Origin of the sequence: Euzebya rosea, from assembly GCF_003073135.1 — a bacterium.
Classification (GTDB): domain Bacteria; phylum Actinomycetota; class Nitriliruptoria; order Euzebyales; family Euzebyaceae; genus Euzebya; species Euzebya rosea.
Genome location: NZ_PGDQ01000006.1, coordinates 285,172 through 303,220 on the forward strand (window position 1 = coordinate 285,172; position 18,049 = coordinate 303,220).

General features: G+C 71.0%; 20 protein-coding genes. 16 read left to right on the forward strand and 4 right to left on the reverse strand.

What is annotated here, in order from left to right:
• The first annotated feature begins 2 nt into the window (after nt 1–2).
• From CUC05_RS10350 to CUC05_RS10385, 8 genes are all read left to right on the forward strand, one after another.
• Entirely contained in the window at nt 3–617 is a 615-nt protein-coding gene (locus CUC05_RS10350) for a TetR/AcrR family transcriptional regulator (protein ID WP_108666018.1), read from the forward strand.
• A 146-nt stretch (nt 618–763) separates the two neighbouring features.
• The gene (locus CUC05_RS10355; RefSeq protein ID WP_108666019.1) at nt 764–1,942 is read left to right on the forward strand and encodes an acyl-CoA dehydrogenase family protein; all 1,179 of its coding nucleotides are present in this window, start codon (nt 764–766) and stop codon (nt 1,940–1,942) included.
• A gap of 101 nt (nt 1,943–2,043) precedes the next feature.
• Complete coding sequence (locus CUC05_RS10360; protein WP_108666020.1) at nt 2,044–2,838, forward strand: FadR/GntR family transcriptional regulator; 795 nt, start codon at nt 2,044–2,046, stop codon at nt 2,836–2,838.
• A gap of 344 nt (nt 2,839–3,182) precedes the next feature.
• Nucleotides 3,183–4,049, forward strand: a complete 867-nt coding sequence (locus CUC05_RS10365; RefSeq protein WP_108666158.1) for a hypothetical protein — start codon at nt 3,183–3,185, stop codon at nt 4,047–4,049.
• The gene (locus tag CUC05_RS24645; RefSeq protein WP_157965434.1) at nt 4,046–4,486 is read left to right on the forward strand and encodes a Zn-ribbon domain-containing OB-fold protein; all 441 of its coding nucleotides are present in this window, start codon (nt 4,046–4,048) and stop codon (nt 4,484–4,486) included. Before CUC05_RS10365 ends, CUC05_RS24645 begins: the two co-directional genes overlap by 4 nt.
• The gene (locus CUC05_RS10375; RefSeq protein WP_108666022.1) at nt 4,483–6,027 is read left to right on the forward strand and encodes a class I adenylate-forming enzyme family protein; all 1,545 of its coding nucleotides are present in this window, start codon (nt 4,483–4,485) and stop codon (nt 6,025–6,027) included. The genes CUC05_RS24645 and CUC05_RS10375 overlap by 4 nt, the downstream gene beginning before the upstream one ends.
• Before the next feature lie 7 nt (nt 6,028–6,034).
• Entirely contained in the window at nt 6,035–7,189 is a 1,155-nt protein-coding gene (locus CUC05_RS10380) for a thiolase family protein (RefSeq protein ID WP_108666159.1), read from the forward strand.
• 23 nt (nt 7,190–7,212) lie between these two features.
• Nucleotides 7,213–8,061 carry a 3-hydroxyacyl-CoA dehydrogenase family protein gene (locus CUC05_RS10385; protein ID WP_108666023.1) on the forward strand — a complete coding sequence of 283 codons (849 nt, stop codon included), beginning with the start codon at nt 7,213–7,215 and terminating at the stop codon, nt 8,059–8,061.
• 25 nt (nt 8,062–8,086) lie between these two features.
• Here the strand turns inward: CUC05_RS10385 and CUC05_RS10390 are convergent, their stop codons facing one another.
• On the reverse strand, nt 8,087–8,410 hold the full coding sequence (locus CUC05_RS10390) for a hypothetical protein (protein ID WP_108666024.1): 324 nt from the start codon (nt 8,408–8,410) through the stop codon (nt 8,087–8,089).
• Between the two features lie 178 nt (nt 8,411–8,588).
• Between CUC05_RS10390 and dctP the strand changes: the two genes are divergently transcribed.
• The 3 genes from dctP to CUC05_RS10405 are packed head-to-tail and all read left to right on the forward strand — an operon-like array spanning nt 8,589 to nt 11,610.
• Nucleotides 8,589–9,773 carry a TRAP transporter substrate-binding protein DctP gene (dctP, locus tag CUC05_RS10395; RefSeq protein WP_108666025.1) on the forward strand — a complete coding sequence of 395 codons (1,185 nt, stop codon included), beginning with the start codon at nt 8,589–8,591 and terminating at the stop codon, nt 9,771–9,773.
• 2 nt (nt 9,774–9,775) lie between these two features.
• Entirely contained in the window at nt 9,776–10,273 is a 498-nt protein-coding gene (locus CUC05_RS10400) for a TRAP transporter small permease (protein WP_157965435.1), read from the forward strand.
• 5 nt (nt 10,274–10,278) lie between these two features.
• Nucleotides 10,279–11,610, forward strand: a complete 1,332-nt coding sequence (locus CUC05_RS10405) for a TRAP transporter large permease (protein ID WP_157965436.1) — start codon at nt 10,279–10,281, stop codon at nt 11,608–11,610.
• On the opposite strand, the gene CUC05_RS10410 is transcribed toward CUC05_RS10405, so the two are convergent.
• Entirely contained in the window at nt 11,590–12,129 is a 540-nt protein-coding gene (locus tag CUC05_RS10410; protein WP_157965437.1) for a cupin domain-containing protein, read from the reverse strand. The two genes, CUC05_RS10405 and CUC05_RS10410, sit on opposite strands and share 21 nt — an antisense overlap.
• 100 nt (nt 12,130–12,229) lie before the next feature.
• On the opposite strand from CUC05_RS10410, the gene CUC05_RS10415 reads away from it, so the two are divergent.
• From CUC05_RS10415 to CUC05_RS10425, 3 genes are all read left to right on the forward strand, one after another.
• On the forward strand, nt 12,230–13,417 hold the full coding sequence (locus CUC05_RS10415; RefSeq protein ID WP_108666160.1) for a thiolase family protein: 1,188 nt from the start codon (nt 12,230–12,232) through the stop codon (nt 13,415–13,417).
• Nucleotides 13,414–14,184 (forward strand): enoyl-CoA hydratase/isomerase family protein, encoded by a 771-nt coding sequence (locus CUC05_RS10420; protein WP_108666029.1) that lies wholly within the window; start codon nt 13,414–13,416, stop codon nt 14,182–14,184. Before CUC05_RS10415 ends, CUC05_RS10420 begins: the two co-directional genes overlap by 4 nt.
• Before the next feature lie 113 nt (nt 14,185–14,297).
• The gene (locus CUC05_RS10425; RefSeq protein WP_108666161.1) at nt 14,298–14,678 is read left to right on the forward strand and encodes a VOC family protein; all 381 of its coding nucleotides are present in this window, start codon (nt 14,298–14,300) and stop codon (nt 14,676–14,678) included.
• Between the two features lie 31 nt (nt 14,679–14,709).
• Here the strand turns inward: CUC05_RS10425 and CUC05_RS24650 are convergent, their stop codons facing one another.
• Nucleotides 14,710–14,946 carry a hypothetical protein gene (locus tag CUC05_RS24650; RefSeq protein ID WP_157965438.1) on the reverse strand — a complete coding sequence of 79 codons (237 nt, stop codon included), beginning with the start codon at nt 14,944–14,946 and terminating at the stop codon, nt 14,710–14,712.
• Between the two features lie 218 nt (nt 14,947–15,164).
• On the opposite strand from CUC05_RS24650, the gene CUC05_RS10430 reads away from it, so the two are divergent.
• Nucleotides 15,165–15,662 carry a hypothetical protein gene (locus CUC05_RS10430; protein ID WP_157965439.1) on the forward strand — a complete coding sequence of 166 codons (498 nt, stop codon included), beginning with the start codon at nt 15,165–15,167 and terminating at the stop codon, nt 15,660–15,662.
• A 69-nt stretch (nt 15,663–15,731) separates the two neighbouring features.
• Here CUC05_RS10430 and CUC05_RS10435 read toward each other — a convergent pair whose 3' ends face one another.
• The gene (locus tag CUC05_RS10435; protein ID WP_108666031.1) at nt 15,732–16,307 is read right to left on the reverse strand and encodes a helix-turn-helix domain-containing protein; all 576 of its coding nucleotides are present in this window, start codon (nt 16,305–16,307) and stop codon (nt 15,732–15,734) included.
• Between the two features lie 104 nt (nt 16,308–16,411).
• Between CUC05_RS10435 and CUC05_RS10440 the strand changes: the two genes are divergently transcribed.
• A complete protein-coding gene (locus CUC05_RS10440) occupies nt 16,412–17,986 on the forward strand; it encodes an MFS transporter (protein ID WP_108666032.1) in 1,575 nt (524 codons plus the stop codon).
• The last annotated feature ends 63 nt before the right edge of the window (nt 17,987–18,049 follow it).

The following is an 18,049-nucleotide window of genomic DNA, read 5'->3' on the forward strand; positions in this document are numbered from 1 at the left end:
GGATGGCATCGACGACCAAGGCAGCGCCGGGCAAGGTCGACAAGCGCAAGCGCACGGGGCGCAAGGCGCAGATCATCGACGTGTCCACCGAGCTGTTCCGCGAGAAGGGCTACCACGCCACCTCGCTGGACGACATCGCTGATCGCATCGGCTTCACCAAGCCGGCGATCTACTACTACTTCAAGTCCAAGGAGGACATCCTCTTCGCCATCGTCGACGAGATCGTCGACAGCGGGCTGGAGCGGATGGAGGCCGTCGCCGCCACCGACCTGACGCCGACGGAGAAGATGCACGACCTGCTGGTGGAGAACACCCGGGTCATCCTGGAGAACCTCGACGCCAACAGCGTCTTCTACAACGAGCGCGGCCTGCTCTCGGCCGAACGCGAGGAGGCCATCCGCGACCGCGAACGCGAGTACACCCGCGTCGCCCGCCAGATCTACATCGACGGGGTCGCTGCCGGCGAGTTCACCGACGTCGACCCGGCGCTGGCCACCGCCACCCTCCTGGGCGCCTCGATCTGGGCCCACCGCTGGTTCGACCCCAACGGCGCCATGACCACCGACGAGGTCGCCGAGCAGATCGCCACCCTCCTGCTGGAGGGGTACCGGGCCTAGCCCTCGGCACGGAGTTCCACGATCGGGCGGGCCCACGGGCTCGCCCGATCCTCGTTGTCGGGGATGTGTCGCTGGCCCGACCCTTCGCGGTCAACTATGCTCATGAATATCCCTATTTAGCGTGGCGCCCGTCGGGGGCGTCGGAGATGGACGGGCGTGCCGTGATCGACTTCACCTTGACCGAGGAGCAGCAGGCGCTGCGGGACATGGCCGGCCGGGTGGCCGACGAACGCTGGGCCGCCAAGGCGCTGGAGTGGGACCGCGACGCCACGTTCCTGCCCGACGCCGACCGCACGGCGCTGGCCGAGCTCGGGCTGCTCGGCATCGCCATCCCCGAGGCGTACGGCGGCGCCGGCGGCGAGCTGCTCGACGCCCTGCTCGTCGTGGAAGAGCTGGCCAAGCGCAACCAGATCGTGGCCTTCCAGGTCTTCGAGGCCAACACCGGCCCCACCCGCGTCATCGAGCTGTTCGGCACCGACGAGCAGAAGGAGCGGCTGCTGCCGCCCATCGTGCGGGGCGAGTCGACCCTGGCCGTGTCGATCTCCGAGCCCGACGCCGGGTCCGCGGCGACCGACCTGACCACGACCGCCCGGCTCGACGGGGACCACTACGTCATCGATGGCATGAAGCGCTGGTGCTCCGGCGCCGGCCACGCCGAGCAGTACCTGATCTACGTCCGCCTCGACGACAACCCGGGCGCGCGGGGCATCGGTGCGGTCGTCGTCGACAAGGACGCCGAGGGCCTGACGTTCGGCCCTCAGGAACAGATGATGGGCTTCCGCGGCATCCCGTCGGCCGACATGTTCCTCGACAACGTCCGCGTCCCGGCGGAGAACCTGATCATCCCCGCCGGCGGGTTCAAGCAGCTGTTCGAGGCGTTCTCCATCGAGCGGCTGGGCAACTCCACCATGAGCCTCGCCATCGGCCAGGCCTGCGTCGACCGCACCGCCGCCTACGTGCAGGAACGCCACCAGTTCGGCAAGCCGATCATCGAGTTCCAGACCGTGCAGGAGCAGCTGGCCGACATGATCCTGCAGGTCGAGGCCGCCCGGCTGCTGATCTGGCGGGCCGCTGCCGCAGCCGGCCGGGGCACCCCCGATCCGCTGCAGGCGTCGATGGCGAAGTGCTTCGCCAACGAGATGGCCAAGAAGGTCTCCGACAAGGCCGTGATGCTGCACGGCGGGTACGGTTACCACCCGGACTACCACGTCGAGCGGCACCACCGGGACGCCCACGGCTGGGCCCTCGGCGGGGGCACGCCGACCATCCAGCGCACCCGGATCATCTCCCAGTACCTCGGCCGTCGGTTCGACCAGCGGGGCTGAGCCAGCTGACAGCCGTTCGCAATACCGCCGCCCCGTCGGGCGGTCCAGCGGTTACGTTGAGGGTGATAAACCGACTGAATACGCGAACGAGAGGTACGGGGATGGCTGGAGTGCGGGACAGGGACGGGCGACGTCTGGACGTCACCCCTCGAAGCGTCACCCGCAGCCGTCCGCAGAAGACCGCGACCATCGTGGCCGCCGGGATCGTCGACCGGATCACCGCGGAGGGACTCGGCGAGGGCGACCCGCTGCCCCCCGAGCGGGTCCTCATGGAGGACTTCAACGTCGGCCGCGGCACCATGCGCGAGGCGTTGCGCTACCTCGAGCTGCAGGGCGTGTTGACCATCAAGACCGGTCCCAAGGGCGGCCCGGCGGTCGCGGCCCCCGACTCGCGCCACCTCGCCTCGACCTTCGCCCTGCTGATGCAGTTCGCGGGGACGGAGTTCCGGTCGGTCATCGAGGCGCGGCAGGGCCTGGAACCCGTCACCGCCCGGCTGGCCGCCAGCGCCGATGACGCCCACACCGTCGAGGCCCTGCAGGAATCCGTCGAGCGGATGGGCGCCAACCTGTCGGACTGGGACACCTTCCTCGACGAGAACCGCCAGTTCCACGACCTGATCGCCTGGGGGTCGGGCAACCCGATCTTCGGCTACCTGATCAACTCGCTGCACTGGATCACCGACGGGACCGTCCTCGGCATCGACTACCCCCTGCGGTTCCGCAAGGCTGTGCTCGAGGCCCACCAGGCCATCGCCGACGCCGTCGCCGCCGCCGACCCCGAGGCCAGCGAAGCGGCGATGAAGGCCCACATGGACGACACGCTGACGTACTTCGAGAAGCGCTACAGCAACGTCCTGACCCACAAGCTGTCCTGGGAGCACTTCGGCGGCGCGTGACACATGGTGGCGGCTTCGCCGCCACGGTCCTCGGGCTCGTGACCGGCGATGCTTGTTGGTCCTCGCTCCGCTCGTCGGGTCCTCGGGCTCGTAACCGGCGATCCGCGGCGGCTTCCTCGACCCCTCGCTTCGCATCGGGGCGCTGCGGGAGCCACCACGGATCGCCGGCGCCCTGCGGCGGTGCAGCTCTGGGATCTGCGGTTTGCAGCACACACCCGTTGTTGGTCCACGGCGGCGGTGCAGTGCTGGGGTCGGCGGGTCGTAGCAGACTCCTACTTAACCATGCGCATGAATATCCTCTATGCTTGGCAGGGTGTATGTCGAGTCGTGTGGAGGAGAGCGTCATGGGTGACCTGCTGGAGTCCGAGCCGCACCCGCAGGAGGTCGTGGTGGAGGAGGGGGGTCGGCGTGTCGTCACGATGGACTCCGCCCGGTACGTCGACGCGTCCAACACCGACCGCGACGTGGTCGTCGCCGCGTCCTACATCGGGGTGCTGCCCGCCAGGCTGATGGCGCCGCACCGGCCCCGGGCGGTCATCGGGCACGACGGGGGGATCGGCAAGGACGCCGCCGGCATCCAGGGTTTGTACTACCTCGAGGCGCTCGGCATCCCTGCCGTTGCCGCCGACGGGGCCTCCGCCGAGCTCGGCAACGGGCAGGACCTGTACGACGAGGGCATCGTCAGCCGGGTCAACATCCTGGCCGAGCAGTGCGGGGTCACCCGGGGCATGCCCGTCGCCGAGGCCGCCCGGCTGCTGCTGACCACCGACCCCTCCGACACCGAGGTCGGCACCAAGGTCCGGCGCGAGGTGGTCGAGACCTCACCCACCGGCCGCCAGGTCGTCGTCACCGACTCCATCATCTTCGCCCGGCCCGAGGACCGGGACCGCAACGTCCTGGTCACCGCCGGCCACACCGGCCGGTCCGGCGCGTCGTTCCTGCTGGAGTTCCGCCCGTGGGGCTTCATCTGCTCCGACGGCGGCGGCGGCAAGAACGACTCGGGCACCGCGGGGCTGGCGATCGTGGAGGAGCACGGCCTGGCCGGGGCCAGCGTCTCGGCCCTCACCGCCGCGATCGGCGACGCCCGCTCCAGCTACGACGACGGCATCATCGCCGCCTGCAACGAGCCGGCCCGCCGCCGTGGCGTGACCGTCGGCATGCCCGCCAAGCAGGCCGCCCACCTGCTGCTCGCCGAGGCCCCGACGTCGTGATCGGCCTCCCGAGCCCCTCGCCCCTCACCGAACCGTTCTGGGACGGTGCGGCCGACCGGCGGCTGGTCCGACAGGTCTGCGAGGACTGCGGCACCAACCTGTTCACCCCCCGCATCGCCTGCCACGCCTGCCAGTCCGAACGGTTGACCTGGCAGGACAGCGCCGGCATCGGGACGGTCCACAGCCACTCCGTCGTCCACCGCTCGCCCACCGGCGACCGCGACGTCCCCTACGTCGTGGCGATCGTCGACCTCGACGAGGGCTGGCACATGATGACCAACATCGTCGGCGTCGACCCGGCCGACGTGCACATCGGCCAGCGCGTCAGCGTCGCCTGGGAGGATCGGGACGGCCGCCGCCTACCCGTCTTCACCCCCGCCGACGACACCGCCGCCACCGATCCCTCCACCACCGACACCGAGGGGGCGACGGCATGAACGTCGGCCTGACCGTCACCCGATCCGCCCGCCGGTACCCCGACCGGGTCGCCGCGTTCGACGACACGGGCGAGCTGACCTGGGCCGAGCTGGACCGCCGCTCCAACCAGGTCGCCCACCTGCTAACCGACATGGGCGTCGAGCGGGGCGACCGGGTCGCCCTGCTGGCCCCCAACCGGCTGGAGGTCTGCGAGGTCCTGGCCGGCGTCGCCAAGGCCGGCATGGTCTACGTCGGCCTCAACTTCCGCCTGTCCGCCCACGACCTGTCCCACATCCTCGGCAACGCCGAACCGTCGGTGATCATCGCCTCCGCCGACCTTGCCGCCCTGGCCCACGAGGTCGCCGACCCCGCCGGCATCCCCGTCCTGGAGCTCGACGACGAGGGGGAGGAGGGATGGGCGGCCCGTCGCGACCGCGCCGACGCCAGCGACCCCTCCACCCTCCACGAGGTCCGGCCCGAGGACGAGTTCTGCATCGTCTACACGAGCGGGACGACCGGCACGCCCAAGGGAGTGTGGTTCGACCACTCCCGCGTCATGCAGCACGCCCCGGTGGCCTGCATGGAGTACGAGATCGACCACACCAGCCGGTACCTGGTCGCCATCCCCCACAACTCCTCGGTCAACATCACCCTCGTGCCCTGCATGATGGTCGGCGCGGCCGTCGGGTTCGTCGACAGCCGCGGCTTCGACCCGCAGGGCTTCGTCGACGCGATCGCCCACCACCGGGCGACCCACACCTACCTGGTGCCCACCCAGCTGTACCGGCTGCTCGACCGGGTCCCTCCCGGCTCGACCGCCCTGGACGGACTGGTCACCCTCGGCTACGGCGCCGCCCCGATGGCGCCCGACAAGGCCCGTGCGTTGGTCGAGCGGTTCGGGCCCATCTTCGTGCAGCTGTACGGGATGGCCGAGGTCGCCTCCATCGGCACGATGCTGCGCAAGGCCGACCACCTGGCCGCACTCGAGGGCCGGCCCGAGCTGTTCGGATCGGCCGGCCAGTCCTCCTACCTGATGGACGTCCGTGTCGTCGACGCCGACGGCCGCGACGTCGGCACGGGCGAGCGGGGAGAGGTCATCTTCGCCGCCCCGTACATGATGAAGGGCTACTACGGCGAGCCCGAGCGGACCGCCCAGACGCTGGTCGACGGGTGGGTCCGCTCCGGGGACATCGCCACCGTGGACGAGGACGGGTTCCTCTACATCGTCGACCGGGTCAAGGACATCATCATCCGGGGTGGCTACAACATCGCGCCCAGCGAGGTCGAGGCTGTCATCCACCGGCATCCCGACGTGCTGGAGGTCGCCGTCATCGGCGTGCCCGACGACCGCTGGGGCGAGGCGGTGGAGGCGGTGGTCGCACTTCGCAGCGACAACGGCGAGATGCCGGACCTGCAGGCGTGGTGCAGGGCGCAGGGCCTGCCGACCCTGAAGATCCCCGAGACCGTCGTCCGGGTGGACGCGCTGCCCAAGAACGCCGTCGGCAAGATCGACAAGGCGACGCTGCGCAGCGCCCGCTGGTCCAGCGACCGGCAGGTCTAGGCCCGTGGTGACCAGCCCCCTGCAGCAGGCCCGCGTCGTGGGCGTGCACGCCACCGCCCAGGCCAAGCAGCTGGACCGCACGGCCCTGTCGGCCTGCCTCGAGGCCGCCCTGGGCGCGCTGGACGACGCCGGGCTGTCCCCGGCCGACGTCGACGGCATCGCCGGACGGTGGCCCGGGCCCGGCGGCACCGTCATGCATCCGGGGTCGGTGGACTGGACGTCCCTGCTCGGCCATCCGCTGCGGTGGGTGCAGGACACCTACCCCCAGGGCGTACCGGCCGTGCTCGACGCCGCCGCTGCGATCGCGGCGGGCCTGTGCCACACCGTGCTGGTCGTCGGGGGGCAGGCCGCGATCCGCTCGGGCGGGGCCGTCGCCGCCTACACCCGGCCCGACAACGAGTTCGTCGCGCCGTGGGGTGCGTTCACCGCCGTGCACTTCGCGATGGTCGCCCAGCGGCAGCACCACCTGCATCCGGAGTACCGGCAGGGGGCCGCACAGGCCGCTGCGACGGTGCGCAACCGCGGGCACGCCAACCCCGACGCGGTGATGTTCGGCAAGGGGCCGTACACCGCCGAGGACGTGCTCGGTGCGCCGATGATCGCCTCGCCGCTGACCCTCCTCGACCTGTGCCTGGCGACCGAGGGCGCGGCGGCCATGGTCATCACCGCCGCGGACCGTGCGGCCGACACGCGTGCACCGGTGCGGGTGCTGGGCGGGTCCAGCGAGTGGCACCGCCAGCAGTACGTCGACCCGGCCCGCCACGAGGAGATCTGGACGATCGGCCGCGCGGCCGCCACCGACACCTACCGCATGGCAGGCGTCGCGCCGGCCGACGTCGACGTCGCGCTGCTGTATGACATCAACTCCTTCGAGATCCTCCGCCAGCTGGAGGTCGCCGGGCTGTGTCCGCCGGGTGAGGCCGCCGGCTACGTCACCGACGTCGGCATCGGCGAGGGGTCGCCGGTCCCGGTCAACCCCGACGGCGGCCTGCTGTCCTACAGCCACATCGGCTGGGGCGGGCCGACGCTGAAGGTCGTCGAGGCCGTGCACCAGCTGCGCGGCGAGGCTGGGCAACGACAGGTCGCCGACGCCGGGGTGGCCCTAGTCACCGGGGCCGGGTCCGGCGCGCAGTACCACAACACGCTCCTGCTGGGGCGCTGACACCGAGTGAGGAAGGAACGACGATGAAGGTCGCAGTGCTGGGGGCCGGGATCATGGGCAGCGGGATCGCCCAGCTGTCCGCCATGGCCGGCCACGACGTGGCGGTCCGCGACATCGACGAGCCCGCCCTGGACCGTGGCCGGACGGCCGTGGAGTTCTCGCTGGGCAAGCTGGTGGAGAAGGGCCGCATGACGGGGGAGGAGGCCGACGCCGTCCGTGGCCGGCTGTCGTGGACGACGGACCTTGCCGGGTCGGTGGCCGACGTCGACGTCGTGGTCGAGGCGGTGCCCGAGGTGCTGGCCCTCAAGCAGGAGGTCCTGACCGCCGTGGTGGCGGCGGCCCCGGCCGGGGCGCTGATCGGCACCAACACCTCCCAGCTGTCGATCACCTCGATCGGTGCGGCGCTGGGGGACGCGGCCGGGCGGCTGGTCGGCATGCACTTCTTCAACCCGCCCGTGCTGATGAAGCTGTGCGAGCTGGTCCGCGGGCTGGCGACCGGGGACGAGGCGCTGGAGCGGGCACGGTCGTTCGCCGAGGGGTTGGGGAAGACGGTGGTGGTCTGCCGGAAGGACAGCCCCGGGTTCATCACCTCCCGCGCCTACGCGATCCTGCGGATGGAGTGCCTGCGCATGCTGGAGGAGGGCGTGGCCACCGCCGAGGACATCGACACCGCGATGAAGCTGGGCTTCAACTTCCCGATGGGGCCGCTGGAGCTCGGGGACTTCAACGGCCTGGACACCTACCTGCACGCCGTGGAGTCCCTCGCCGAGGCCCACGGCGACCGCTTTCGCCCAACCGTGGGCCTGCGCAACATGGTCGCCGCCGGCCACCTGGGCCGGAAGGCCGGCAAGGGCTTCTACGACTACGACTGACCCAGCGTCGGCTTCAGGTCGTGGCTCACCCCTCGCTGGTGCACTCCTGGAAGGCCTCCTGCAGGACCGCGGCCACCTCGGGGTCGTCGACCTCGTCCTGCGAGGGGTCCAGCGCGTTGACGGTGTCGGCGTCGAGCTCCTCGTAGAGGCCGTCGACCACGCACTCGGCCTGGGTCTGGGTCACCGCACCACCCTCGGTCAGCGCGTCGACGATGAGCTGCCGCTGGTCGCCGTCCTCCCCACCGCCGCACGCGGTGCCGAGCAGCAGCAGGCTGATCAGCGCAGCGCCGAACCGGCGGGTCCTGATGGTCGTGGGGCTCGTGGGCGATGGTGAGATCGTCGACGGCATGGCGGATCCTCTCTGTCGTGGACTGGTGAGCCGTCAGCCCATCGCGACGAGCGGTCGTTCCGCATCAGGGACCCACCCCGATCCTTTCACCTGATCAAGGATTATAAATAGCTTGATATCTATTGATCGGTGTGTCTAGGGTGAGTCTCCCGAGAGAGCCGACACGGGAGCACGAGCCATGGGGAAGTCATCCAGTCCTGTCCGCGCGAGCCTGGCCAGCGGGCTGCTCGCACTGATGCTGCTCCTGGCCGCATGCAGCGGATCCGACAGCGCGTCGGAGACCACTGACGCCGCCGGGTCCGACGACGACGCCACCAGCGCCGAGCCGGCCGGCGACACCGCCGACCTCGAGGACGTCGAGTGGGACATGGCCGCCTTCCTCGCCGAGGACACCGGTCAGGGACGGGCCTACGCCCGGTGGATGGAGGAGATCCAGGAGCGCTCCGGCGGCGCGGTGACCATCAACCCGTTCTGGAGCGGCGAGCTGCTCGGCCCGCAGGACATCAAGACCGGCCTGCAGGACGGCCGGGTGCAGCTCGGCAATCTCTCCTACGCCTACACGCCGACCGAGTTCCCGTTGACGCAGATGGTCGAGATCCCCTTCCTCGGGGAGAACCTCGGCGCACAGGTCACCGCGATGAACACCCTGTACGCCGAGAACGAGGAGTTCCGAGCCGAGTGGGAGGACCAGGGCATCAAGGTGCTGTCGTTCGTGCCCATCGCCCCGTCGCTGACCGGTGCGCAGGAGCAGGTGGACTCCATCGACTGGTTCGAGGGACGCAACGTCCGCGCCGCCGGCTTCTACGTCAAGGCGCTCGAGGCCGTCGGCGCCAACCCCGCTGCCATCCCCGTCGGCGAGACCTACGAGGCGATGCAGCGCGGCACCGTCGACGCCTACGGCGGGATGATCCTGGACGTCATCCCCTCCACCGGCCTGCACGAGGTGGGCCCGCACATCCACGACGCCCGGCTGGGCCACTACGCCATCACGACCTGGGGCATGGCCCTGGACACCTACGAGTCGTTGAGCGAGGACATGCGGGCGCTGGTCGACGAGGTCTCCGCCGAGTTCCCCCAGTGGGTCGTCGAGACCACGACCGCCGCGGAGGACGAGGCCTGCACGATCATCCTGGAGGAGGGCGGGTCGGTCTCGATCTTCCCCGAGGAGGAGACGCAGCGGTGGCGCGACGCCATCGGGGAGGGGCCGCGCCAGGCATGGGAGGACCTCGCCACCGAGGCGGGGGCGACCGACCCCGCGGGCATGTACGACCAGTTCGTCGGCTACTACGAGGACGCCGCGAGCGGGGAGTTCGCCGGCTACGAGTCGGGCATCAGCCGATGCGCCGAGGTGCAGGACTCCTGATCGTGACCCGCGCCCGCGACCTCCTGGCGGCCACCTCGCGGATGCTCTCGTGGATCTCGGGGGCCATGGTCATCGCCCTCGTGCTGATCCTCGTCGCCAACGTGGCGATGCGGGCGCTGCTGACCTCCTCGGTCCAGGGGAGCGTGGAGTTCAGCGAGGTGCTGCTGGCCTTCGTGGTCTTCGCCGGCCTGGCCTACGCCCAGCAGTCGGGCAGCCACGTCCGGACCGAGCTGGTCACCTCGCGGCTGCCCGACCGGATCGCCCGGCCCGCACGGGTCGTCGGCCTGCTGGTCGCGGCTGCGGTGCTGGTGTGGTGCACCGTCGCCACCGCCGGGCGGGGCATCGAGGCGTGGCAGGCCGGCGAGGCGCGGTTCGGGGTGCGGTCCGTGCCGACGTGGCCCGGTCGGCTGGCGGTGCCCGTCGGGCTCGGCCTGCTGTCGCTGGAGGTCCTCGCCTCGGCGCTGGCCACGGCCGCCGGCCGCCCCGAGCAGGACGGCTGACCGACGTGGATCCCATCCTGGTCCTGATCGTCGCGCTGGTCCTGCTGGTCGCGCTCATCGCGACGGAGGTACCGGTGGCGTTCTCGCTGCTGACCTCCGGTGCGGTCGGGCTGGTGCTGCTGCGCGACGCCGGCTACGCCTTCAACACCGTCGCCAACACGCCGTACTCCGCCACGGCCGTGTTCACGCTGACGCTGATCCCGATGTTCGTGATCATGGGGATGCTGGTGGTCCAGGCGGGGATCGCCACCGACGTCTACGGGTTCGCCGCGCGGACGTTCGCGCGGATGCCGGGCGGGTTGGGGCTGGCGACGGTGGCGGCCTGTGCCGGGTTCGCGGCCGTGACCGGGTCCAGCGCGGCGACCGTGGCGACGATCGGGCGGATCTCCATCACCGAGATGCGCCGCCACGGGTACTCCGCGTCGTTCGCGGCGGGCATCGTCGGGGCGGCGGGGACCCTCGGGATCCTGATCCCGCCGAGCGTGGTGCTGATCGTCTACGGGACGCTGAGCGGGGAGAGCGTCGGGCAGCTGCTGATCGCCGGCATCGTGCCCGGCGTGCTGTCGGCGGTGCTGTACGGCGTGCTGGTCATGTACCGCCAGCGGGTGGAGGTGTCCCCGTCGTTCGTCTTCGAGGGCGAGGGGGTCGAGTCGTCGGCGGACGTGTCGGGTGGGCAGGGCTGGGCGGCGGTAGCCAAGATCGCCGTGCTGTTCTCGATCGTGGTCGGCGGGATCTACAGCGGCGTGTTCACCGCGACCGAGTCGGGGGCGGTCGCGGCGTTCGCCGCGCTGGTCCTGCTGGTGTGGACGGCCTGGCGACGGCCGGACATGTCGGTGTGGGGGCGGGTGCGGGACGCCATCCACGAGACCACCGCCGTGACCAGCATGATCTTCATGCTGCTGATCGGGGGAGGGGTCTTCACCTTCTTCATGGCCTCCGGCGGGTACGCGCGGGACTTCGCCACGTGGATCGTCGACCTACCCGTCAGCGGCATCGCCGTGGTCATCTTCTTCCTGCTGATGATGATCCCGCTCGGCATGGTCCTGGACGGCCTGTCGATCATGCTGATCACCGTCCCCCTGATGCACCCGGTGGTCGTCGAGCTCGGCTACGACGGCGTCTGGTTCGCCATCCTGGTCGTGAAGATGATCGAGCTCGGCCTGATCACCCCACCGGTGGGGATCAACGTCTACGTCGTCGCGGGTGCTTCCCCCGACCTGACCGTCGAGGACGCCTTCAAGGGCGTCCTCTGGTTCGGCGCCGTCGACGCCATGACCATCGCCGTCCTGTTCGCGTTCCCCGCGCTGGTGACGTATCTACCGGGGTTGATCGGCTGATTCGTGGTCGGCGTCCGCCTGGATGGGTGGGCCGCCGCCGAGCATCACCACGTGCAGCACCAAGGGTTCGGGGCCGGGGTTGCGCCATGCGTGCTCGGCGCCGCGCTGCACGACCACGTCGCCCGGACCGAGTCGGACCTGCTCGCCGTCGGGCATGCGGAGGTCGACCCGGCCGGAGATGACCGTCACGTAGTCCTGGGTGGTGGTGGCGTGCAGGCCGTAGTCCTCGCCGGTGCGGCGGTAGGGGCTGTTTCGGCCCCACTTCTCGCCGGCCGCGATGGACGCCTCGACCACCTCGTCCGGGGGGATCGTCACCACGCGGAACACCGCGCCGCCGTGGGTCGGCTCGAAGGAGTAGGACGTCGGGGCCTCGCCGTCCATCGGGGACGTCGGCGGCTCCTCCACCCTCCACAGGTCGGTCACGGCGAAGCCCGGGCCGAACTCCACGGTCGGGGCCGGCACGTCCACCTCCAGGACCGACCTGCCGTCGGGGTCCACACCGGTGATGACTCGTCGCACGCTGTCCTCCGCTTCCACGCCTATTGGTACAACTGTTATCCTACTTAGCGGATGCCGGCCGAGCCCGGGCGGCTCGACCGGAAGGTAGGACATGCGCACGTTGCGAGAGGCCGTGATCGTCGACGCGATCCGGACCCCCACGGGGAAGGGCAAGCCCGGCGGCGCGCTGGCCGACACCCACCCGGTCGACCTGTTCGGCCACGTCCTCCGCGCCCTCGTCGACCGCACCGGCATCGACGCCGGCCGCGTCGACGACGTCATCGGCGGCAACGTCACCCAGATCGGCCAGCAGGGCGGCAACATCACCCGCCAGGCCGTCCTCGCCGCCGGCTACCCCGAGCACGTCCCCGCCACCACCGTCGACCGCAAGTGCGGCTCCTCCCAGCAGGCCGCCCACTTCGCCGCCCAGGCCATCATGGCCGGCTCGATGGACCTCGTCGTCGCCGGCGGCGTGGAGATGCTCAGCCGGGTCCGCATGCAGTCCAACACCGCCGGCGCCGACCACCTCGGCGATGGCGTCCGCGCCCGCTACCCCGACGGGCTGGTCAACCAGGGCATCGCCGCCGAACGGGTCGCCGCCAAGTGGTCGATCACCCGTGAGGAGTGCGACGCCCTCTCCCTCGCCTCCCACCAGCGCGCCCATCACGCCACCGAGCAGGGCTGGTTCGCCGAGGAGATCCTGCTCGTCCCCGGCCACGACGGGACGCCCGTCACCGCCGACGAGGGCATCCGGCCGGCCACGACGATGGAGAAGCTGGCCTCCCTCGACGCCGTCTTCGGCACCGACGAGGCCCGCCGCCAGCACCCCGACCTGCCGTGGATCGTCACCGCCGGCAACTCCTCGCAGATCAGCGACGGCGCCTCCGCGGTGCTCGTCGCGGCCGCCGACGTCGCCGAGCAGCTGGGGCTGCGTCCCCGCGCCCGATTCGTCGACTTCGCCGTCGTGGGCGACGACCCGACGATGATGCTCACCGCCATCATCCCGGCCACCCAGAAGGCCCTCGACCGGGCCGGCCTGACGCTGGACGACATCGACCTGTTCGAGGTCAACGAGGCCTTCGCGTCCGTCCCCCTGGCATGGATGAAGGAGATGGGCGTCACCGACGAGCGGGTCAACGTCAACGGCGGCGCCATCGCGCTGGGCCATCCGCTCGGCTGCTCGGGCACCCGGCTGATGACCACCCTCCTCCACGAGCTCGAGCGCCGTGACGGCCGCTACGGCCTGCAGGTCATGTGCGAGGCCGGGGGACAGGCCAACGCCACCATCATCGAACGGCTGTCCGCATGACCAGCTCGACCGCGCTCGACCCCGCCACCGTCCGCGAGGCCATCGAGGTCGACCTCGACCACCGCGGGGTGCTGACGATCACCCTGGCCCGCCCGGACGCCGCGAACTCGCGCGACCAGGCGATGCGCCGCGAGCTGGCCGAGGTGTACACCGCCGCCGCGACCGATGACGCCGTCCGGGTCGTGGTGCTGACCGGCAAGGGGGACCGGCATTTCTGCGCCGGCATGGACCTGAAGGAGGCCGGGCAGCCCGAGACCCCGGTCGAGCGACGCGAACGCCTCCGCGGTGCCCGCGACATCGAGCAGCTCGCCTGCCTGCCCCGTCCCACCATCGCCGCCATCAACGGCTACGCGCTTGGCGGCGGGTTCGAGATGGCGCTGGCCTGCGACATGCGGGTCATGGCCACCGACGCCAAGGTCGGCCTGACCGAGGTCCGCCACGGCCTGATGCCCGGCGGCGGCGGGACGCAACGCCTGCCCCGGCTGATCGGCTCGGCCCGCGCGGCGGAGCTGCTGTACCTCGGCAAGGTCCTCGACGGCCCCGCCGCCGAGCAGCTCGGCCTGGTCAACGCCAGCGTCCCCACCGCCGACCTGCACGACCGCGTCAGCACCCTCGCCGGTGCCCTCGCCGAGCAGTCGCCCAAGGCCCTCCGTGCGATCAAGGAGTCCCTGCTGGCCAGCGCCGAGCTGCCGCTGTCGGCTGGCATCGAGAAGGAGCTCGACGGCCTCCTCTTCCTGATCCAGGAGCAGCAGGCCGCCAAGGACTGATGCGGACGGCCGGGCAGACGGGCATGGGCACTACGCGTCGACGCCCCTGACGTGAACTGCCGATGGTGCCGACCGAGCGCACCCACAGGTCCACGGGAGAGGAAGTGGCGTCCATGGCGTGTCGGATCAGCGAGCTCGTGCTCGAGTGCCGCGACCCCGAGCTGCTTGCACGGTTCTGGTGCGAGGTGCTGGACTTCGTCGTGCTCGACCGCGAGGAGGGCGGACTGGTGGAGATCGGACCGCGGGAGGGGTTCGGCGGGCCGCAGCCGACGATCATCCTCATCCCGGGAGAACCGGCGACGGCGACCAAGCCCCGGCTGCACATCGACGTCAACGCCACCGACCGCGACCAGGACGCCGAGCTCGAACGCCTCCTCGCCCTCGGCGCACGCCCGGCCGACATCGGCCAGGGGAAGGACGTGTCATGGCACGTCCTCGCCGACCCCGAGGGCAATGTGTTCTGCCTGCTTCGGGCCCGCCTCGATCCCCTCTGAGCCGCTGGAAGGAGGGACACTCGGCCTGCCGTCAGAGCGCTTCGGTGCGCAACGCCAGCGACGACAGGAGGCCCGCGGCGCCGACCACGACGAACCAGCCGCTCGGTTCGGCCAGACCGGTGAGCAGCACCAGGCCGAAGACACCGGCCGACAGCAAGTGGACGAGTGGCTCGGCTGGATGGGGTCGAGCCACCAGTCGCCATGCAGCCCACAGCAGGGCAGCGGGGATCGGCAACAGGAACCAGGCGCCCCCGGAAACTGCCGCCATGGCAAGTGCCACAGCGCCCACACCGAGCACAGCGGCGACGACGTGCCTCACCAAGATCTGCGCTCCTCCCCTGATCGCCCCGGCATCCTGAACGGGCCTTGTCGTGGTCCCTTTGATCGTAGACTATCGGTTTCGTTGATGTTGGCGGACAGCCGTTCGAGTGTCTGCGACAAGGTGAGGCGCGGGCCGTTGCCCGCACGGCAGGGGAGGGGGTGTCGATGGTTCGCCACTGGCTCGTCGCCGGGATGCTCGTCGTCATCGGCGGTGCGGTGCTCGCGACCAACGGCGGGGGCGAACGTGATGCCCCTGCTGGGCAGTGGTCGCTGGGCGGGGTGACGGTTGCGTTCGACGGGACGACACCGGACACGAGTCACGGCCCCATCACGGTCCCGGATGGTGGCGAGGGCATCGCGGCGATGTGGCGGCAGCTCGGCATGTCCGGTGCCCCGCCGGCCCCCGGTCGGGGACGTCTAGCGCTCTTCGTCCCGCTCGAGCGCAGCTGCAGCGCCCGGGACATCGACGACATCACGGTCGTCGAGACGAGCCCGGTCCGCCAGACGGTCGAGGTGATCGTCAGTCCCGGCTGCGTGCCGGAGGTCGACGACGAGGTGGTGCCCGCCGTCCCCCGCCCCGGTGCGTCCCGCAGCCTCGTGGTGCTGCACGTGCCGTGGGAGTCCGAGCAGCACCCGAATCCGGTGATCACCGACCGGCGCTGACGCGCGTGGCGCCGGTGGTTGTCGCTACGAGGTGCGACCACACCCACCCACGACGCCGCACAGCCAGCATCAGTGGGACAGGTGCACGCGTTCCCCGTGTGAGCCGAAGATCCCGATGATCTCGACCATCCCGGCGCGGGTGCCGAACCAGTGCGGGGTCAGGGTGCTGAACTCGACCGCCTCGCCGGGGACGATCGTCAGGTCGTCCTCGCCCAGCAGCAGCCACAGCCGGCCGCTCAGGACGTAGATCCAGTCCCGTCCCTCGTGCACGGGCAGCGGGTCGGGGGGTGTGCTGCGTTCGGCGTCGATGACGCAGCGAAAGGCCTGCAGGCCCGTTGCCGTGCCGTAGTGGGTCAACGGCCACATCGTCATCCCGGCGCCGACGATCGGATCGCGCTGGACCCGGGGGTCGGGGCGGACCGTCGGCCCCAGCAGCTCGTCGACGGTCACCCCGAGGGCGCCTGCCAGCCCGGGGAGGTGGTCGATGGCCAGGCGGCGCTTGCCGGACTCGAGACGGCTGAGGGTGGACACGTCGAGGTGGGCGGCGGCGGCGACCTGCTGCAGCGTCAGGTTCCGTTCGGTGCGCAGCAGTCGGATGCGGTTGCGAACGCGCTCGTCCAGCGGGGCGTCGAGGTCGTCGGTCATCGGGGCCACCGTATGCGCGGTTTGCCAACTCAGCAATCAGGGGTGCCGATCAAGCAACTCGACCTACCGTTCCCTCCACGCAGATCACGACCCGGAGGTTCCGAATGTCATCCACCCCCTCGCCTCGCAACGACGGCATGCTCGTGCACGACGACCGACGCAAACGGCAGATCCTCTTCGCGTCGTGCACCGCGCTGATGGCCGTGATCGCCTCGGTCACGGGCCTCAACGTCGCCCAGCAGGAGCTTGCGCTCGACTTCGGCGCTTCCCAGAGCACCGTCCTGTGGATCATCAACGCCTACGCCCTGGCGCTGGCCGCCATGCTGATGCCCATCGGCGCCATCGGCGACCGGTGGGGCCGCAAGCCCGTCCTGCTCGCCGGCCTGACCGTGTTCGTGCTCGCCACCGTCGCCGCGGCCCTCGCCCCCTCCTCCGACTTCATGATCGTCGTCAGGGTCGTGGCCGGGGTCAGCGCGGCCATGATCATGCCGGTGACCCTGTCGGTCATCACCTCGACCTTCCCGGAGGAGGAGCGGGCCCAGGCCATCGGGGTCTGGGCAGGGGTCGCGGGCGGCGGTGGGTTGATCGGGATGTTCGTGGCGGCCCTGATGGTCGACCTGGTCGACTGGCGCTGGCTGTTCGTCCTGCCGATCGCCCTTGCGGTCGTGGCCGCTGTGGCCACGGTCCGGGCCGTCCCCAACTCCCGCGAACGGACCGACCAGCCGTTCGACCTCCGGGGGTCCCTGTTGTCCATGGTGGCGGTCAGCGGCCTCGTCTTCGCCATCCACGAGGGGCCCGTCCACGGGTGGACCGACCCCGTCACGCTCCTCGCCCTTCTCGGCGGCCTGCTCGCCACCCTGGGGTTCGTCGTCACCGAACGACGCAGCCTGGCGCCGCTGCTGGACGTGCGCGTCTTCGGTGACCGGCGACTCGCCACCGGCTCGGTCGCCCTGATCGTGCTCTTCGGCGTGCTCGGCGGGGTGTTCATCGTCCTGTTCCCCTACTTCCAGGGGGTGCTCGGTTGGTCGGCGCTCCGGTCGACCGCCGCGCTGCTGCCGATGGGGCTGCTGATGATGGCCTCCTCGGGACTCGCTCCGAAGCTGGCCAACGCCATCGGCAACCGGACCACCAGCCTGGTCGGCATCGGCATCGCCGGCGTGGGGCTGGCCACCATGGCGCTGCTGGTCTCCGTTGACGGTGGCTACCTGTCGGTCCTCCCCGGCATGCTCGTGATCGGCGCCGGGATGGGCCTGACGATGACCCCCTCGACGGAGGCGATCACCGCGTCGCTCCCGGCCGACCGGCAGGGCGTTGCCTCGGCACTCAACGACACCACCCGCGAGCTGGGCAGCGCGCTCGGTGTGGCGCTGCTCGGGGCGGTGCTGTCCGCCGGCTACCGGGACGCGATCGGCCCTCGCCTCGTCGGGTTCCCCGTTGACATCGCCGAGGTTGCCAGCCAGGGCCTCGGGGCCGCCCACGGTGCCGCCGCACAAGCGGGTGACCGGGCGAGCCTCCTGCTCGACGGCGCCCACCTCGCGTTCGTCGAGGCCTGGTCCCGGTCCATGTGGGCGGGCGTCATCGCCATGGCCGGACTGTTCGTGTACGTCCTCCTCGCCGCACCGAGGACGCAGCCGGTCGGGAACGACTCGCCCGCACCGCAGGTCCCGCAGCCCATGTGAGCGGGGTGGGTGGGCCCTCGTTGTCGCCACGAGGTGCGACCACACCCACCCCACGCGCCCCGG

Excerpts from the sequence above, each read along its gene's own strand:
- CUC05_RS10375 (WP_108666022.1), top strand. The coding sequence starts at position 4,483 with ATGAACGTCGGCCTGACCGTCACCCGATCCGCCCGCCGGTACCCCGAC.
- CUC05_RS10425 (WP_108666161.1), top strand. The coding sequence starts at position 14,298 with ATGGCGTGTCGGATCAGCGAGCTCGTGCTCGAGTGCCGCGACCCCGAG.
- dctP (WP_108666025.1), top strand. The coding sequence starts at position 8,589 with ATGGGGAAGTCATCCAGTCCTGTCCGCGCGAGCCTGGCCAGCGGGCTG.
- CUC05_RS10385 (WP_108666023.1), top strand. The coding sequence starts at position 7,213 with ATGAAGGTCGCAGTGCTGGGGGCCGGGATCATGGGCAGCGGGATCGCC.
- CUC05_RS10430 (WP_157965439.1), top strand. The coding sequence starts at position 15,165 with ATGGTTCGCCACTGGCTCGTCGCCGGGATGCTCGTCGTCATCGGCGGT.
- CUC05_RS10390 (WP_108666024.1), bottom strand. The coding sequence starts at position 8,410 with ATGCCGTCGACGATCTCACCATCGCCCACGAGCCCCACGACCATCAGG.
- CUC05_RS10420 (WP_108666029.1), top strand. The coding sequence starts at position 13,414 with ATGACCAGCTCGACCGCGCTCGACCCCGCCACCGTCCGCGAGGCCATC.
- CUC05_RS10435 (WP_108666031.1), bottom strand. The coding sequence starts at position 16,307 with ATGACCGACGACCTCGACGCCCCGCTGGACGAGCGCGTTCGCAACCGC.
- CUC05_RS10440 (WP_108666032.1), top strand. The coding sequence starts at position 16,412 with ATGTCATCCACCCCCTCGCCTCGCAACGACGGCATGCTCGTGCACGAC.
- CUC05_RS10350 (WP_108666018.1), top strand. The coding sequence starts at position 3 with ATGGCATCGACGACCAAGGCAGCGCCGGGCAAGGTCGACAAGCGCAAG.
- CUC05_RS10365 (WP_108666158.1), top strand. The coding sequence starts at position 3,183 with ATGGGTGACCTGCTGGAGTCCGAGCCGCACCCGCAGGAGGTCGTGGTG.
- CUC05_RS10355 (WP_108666019.1), top strand. The coding sequence starts at position 764 with ATGGACGGGCGTGCCGTGATCGACTTCACCTTGACCGAGGAGCAGCAG.
- CUC05_RS24650 (WP_157965438.1), bottom strand. The coding sequence starts at position 14,946 with ATGGCGGCAGTTTCCGGGGGCGCCTGGTTCCTGTTGCCGATCCCCGCT.
- CUC05_RS10360 (WP_108666020.1), top strand. The coding sequence starts at position 2,044 with ATGGCTGGAGTGCGGGACAGGGACGGGCGACGTCTGGACGTCACCCCT.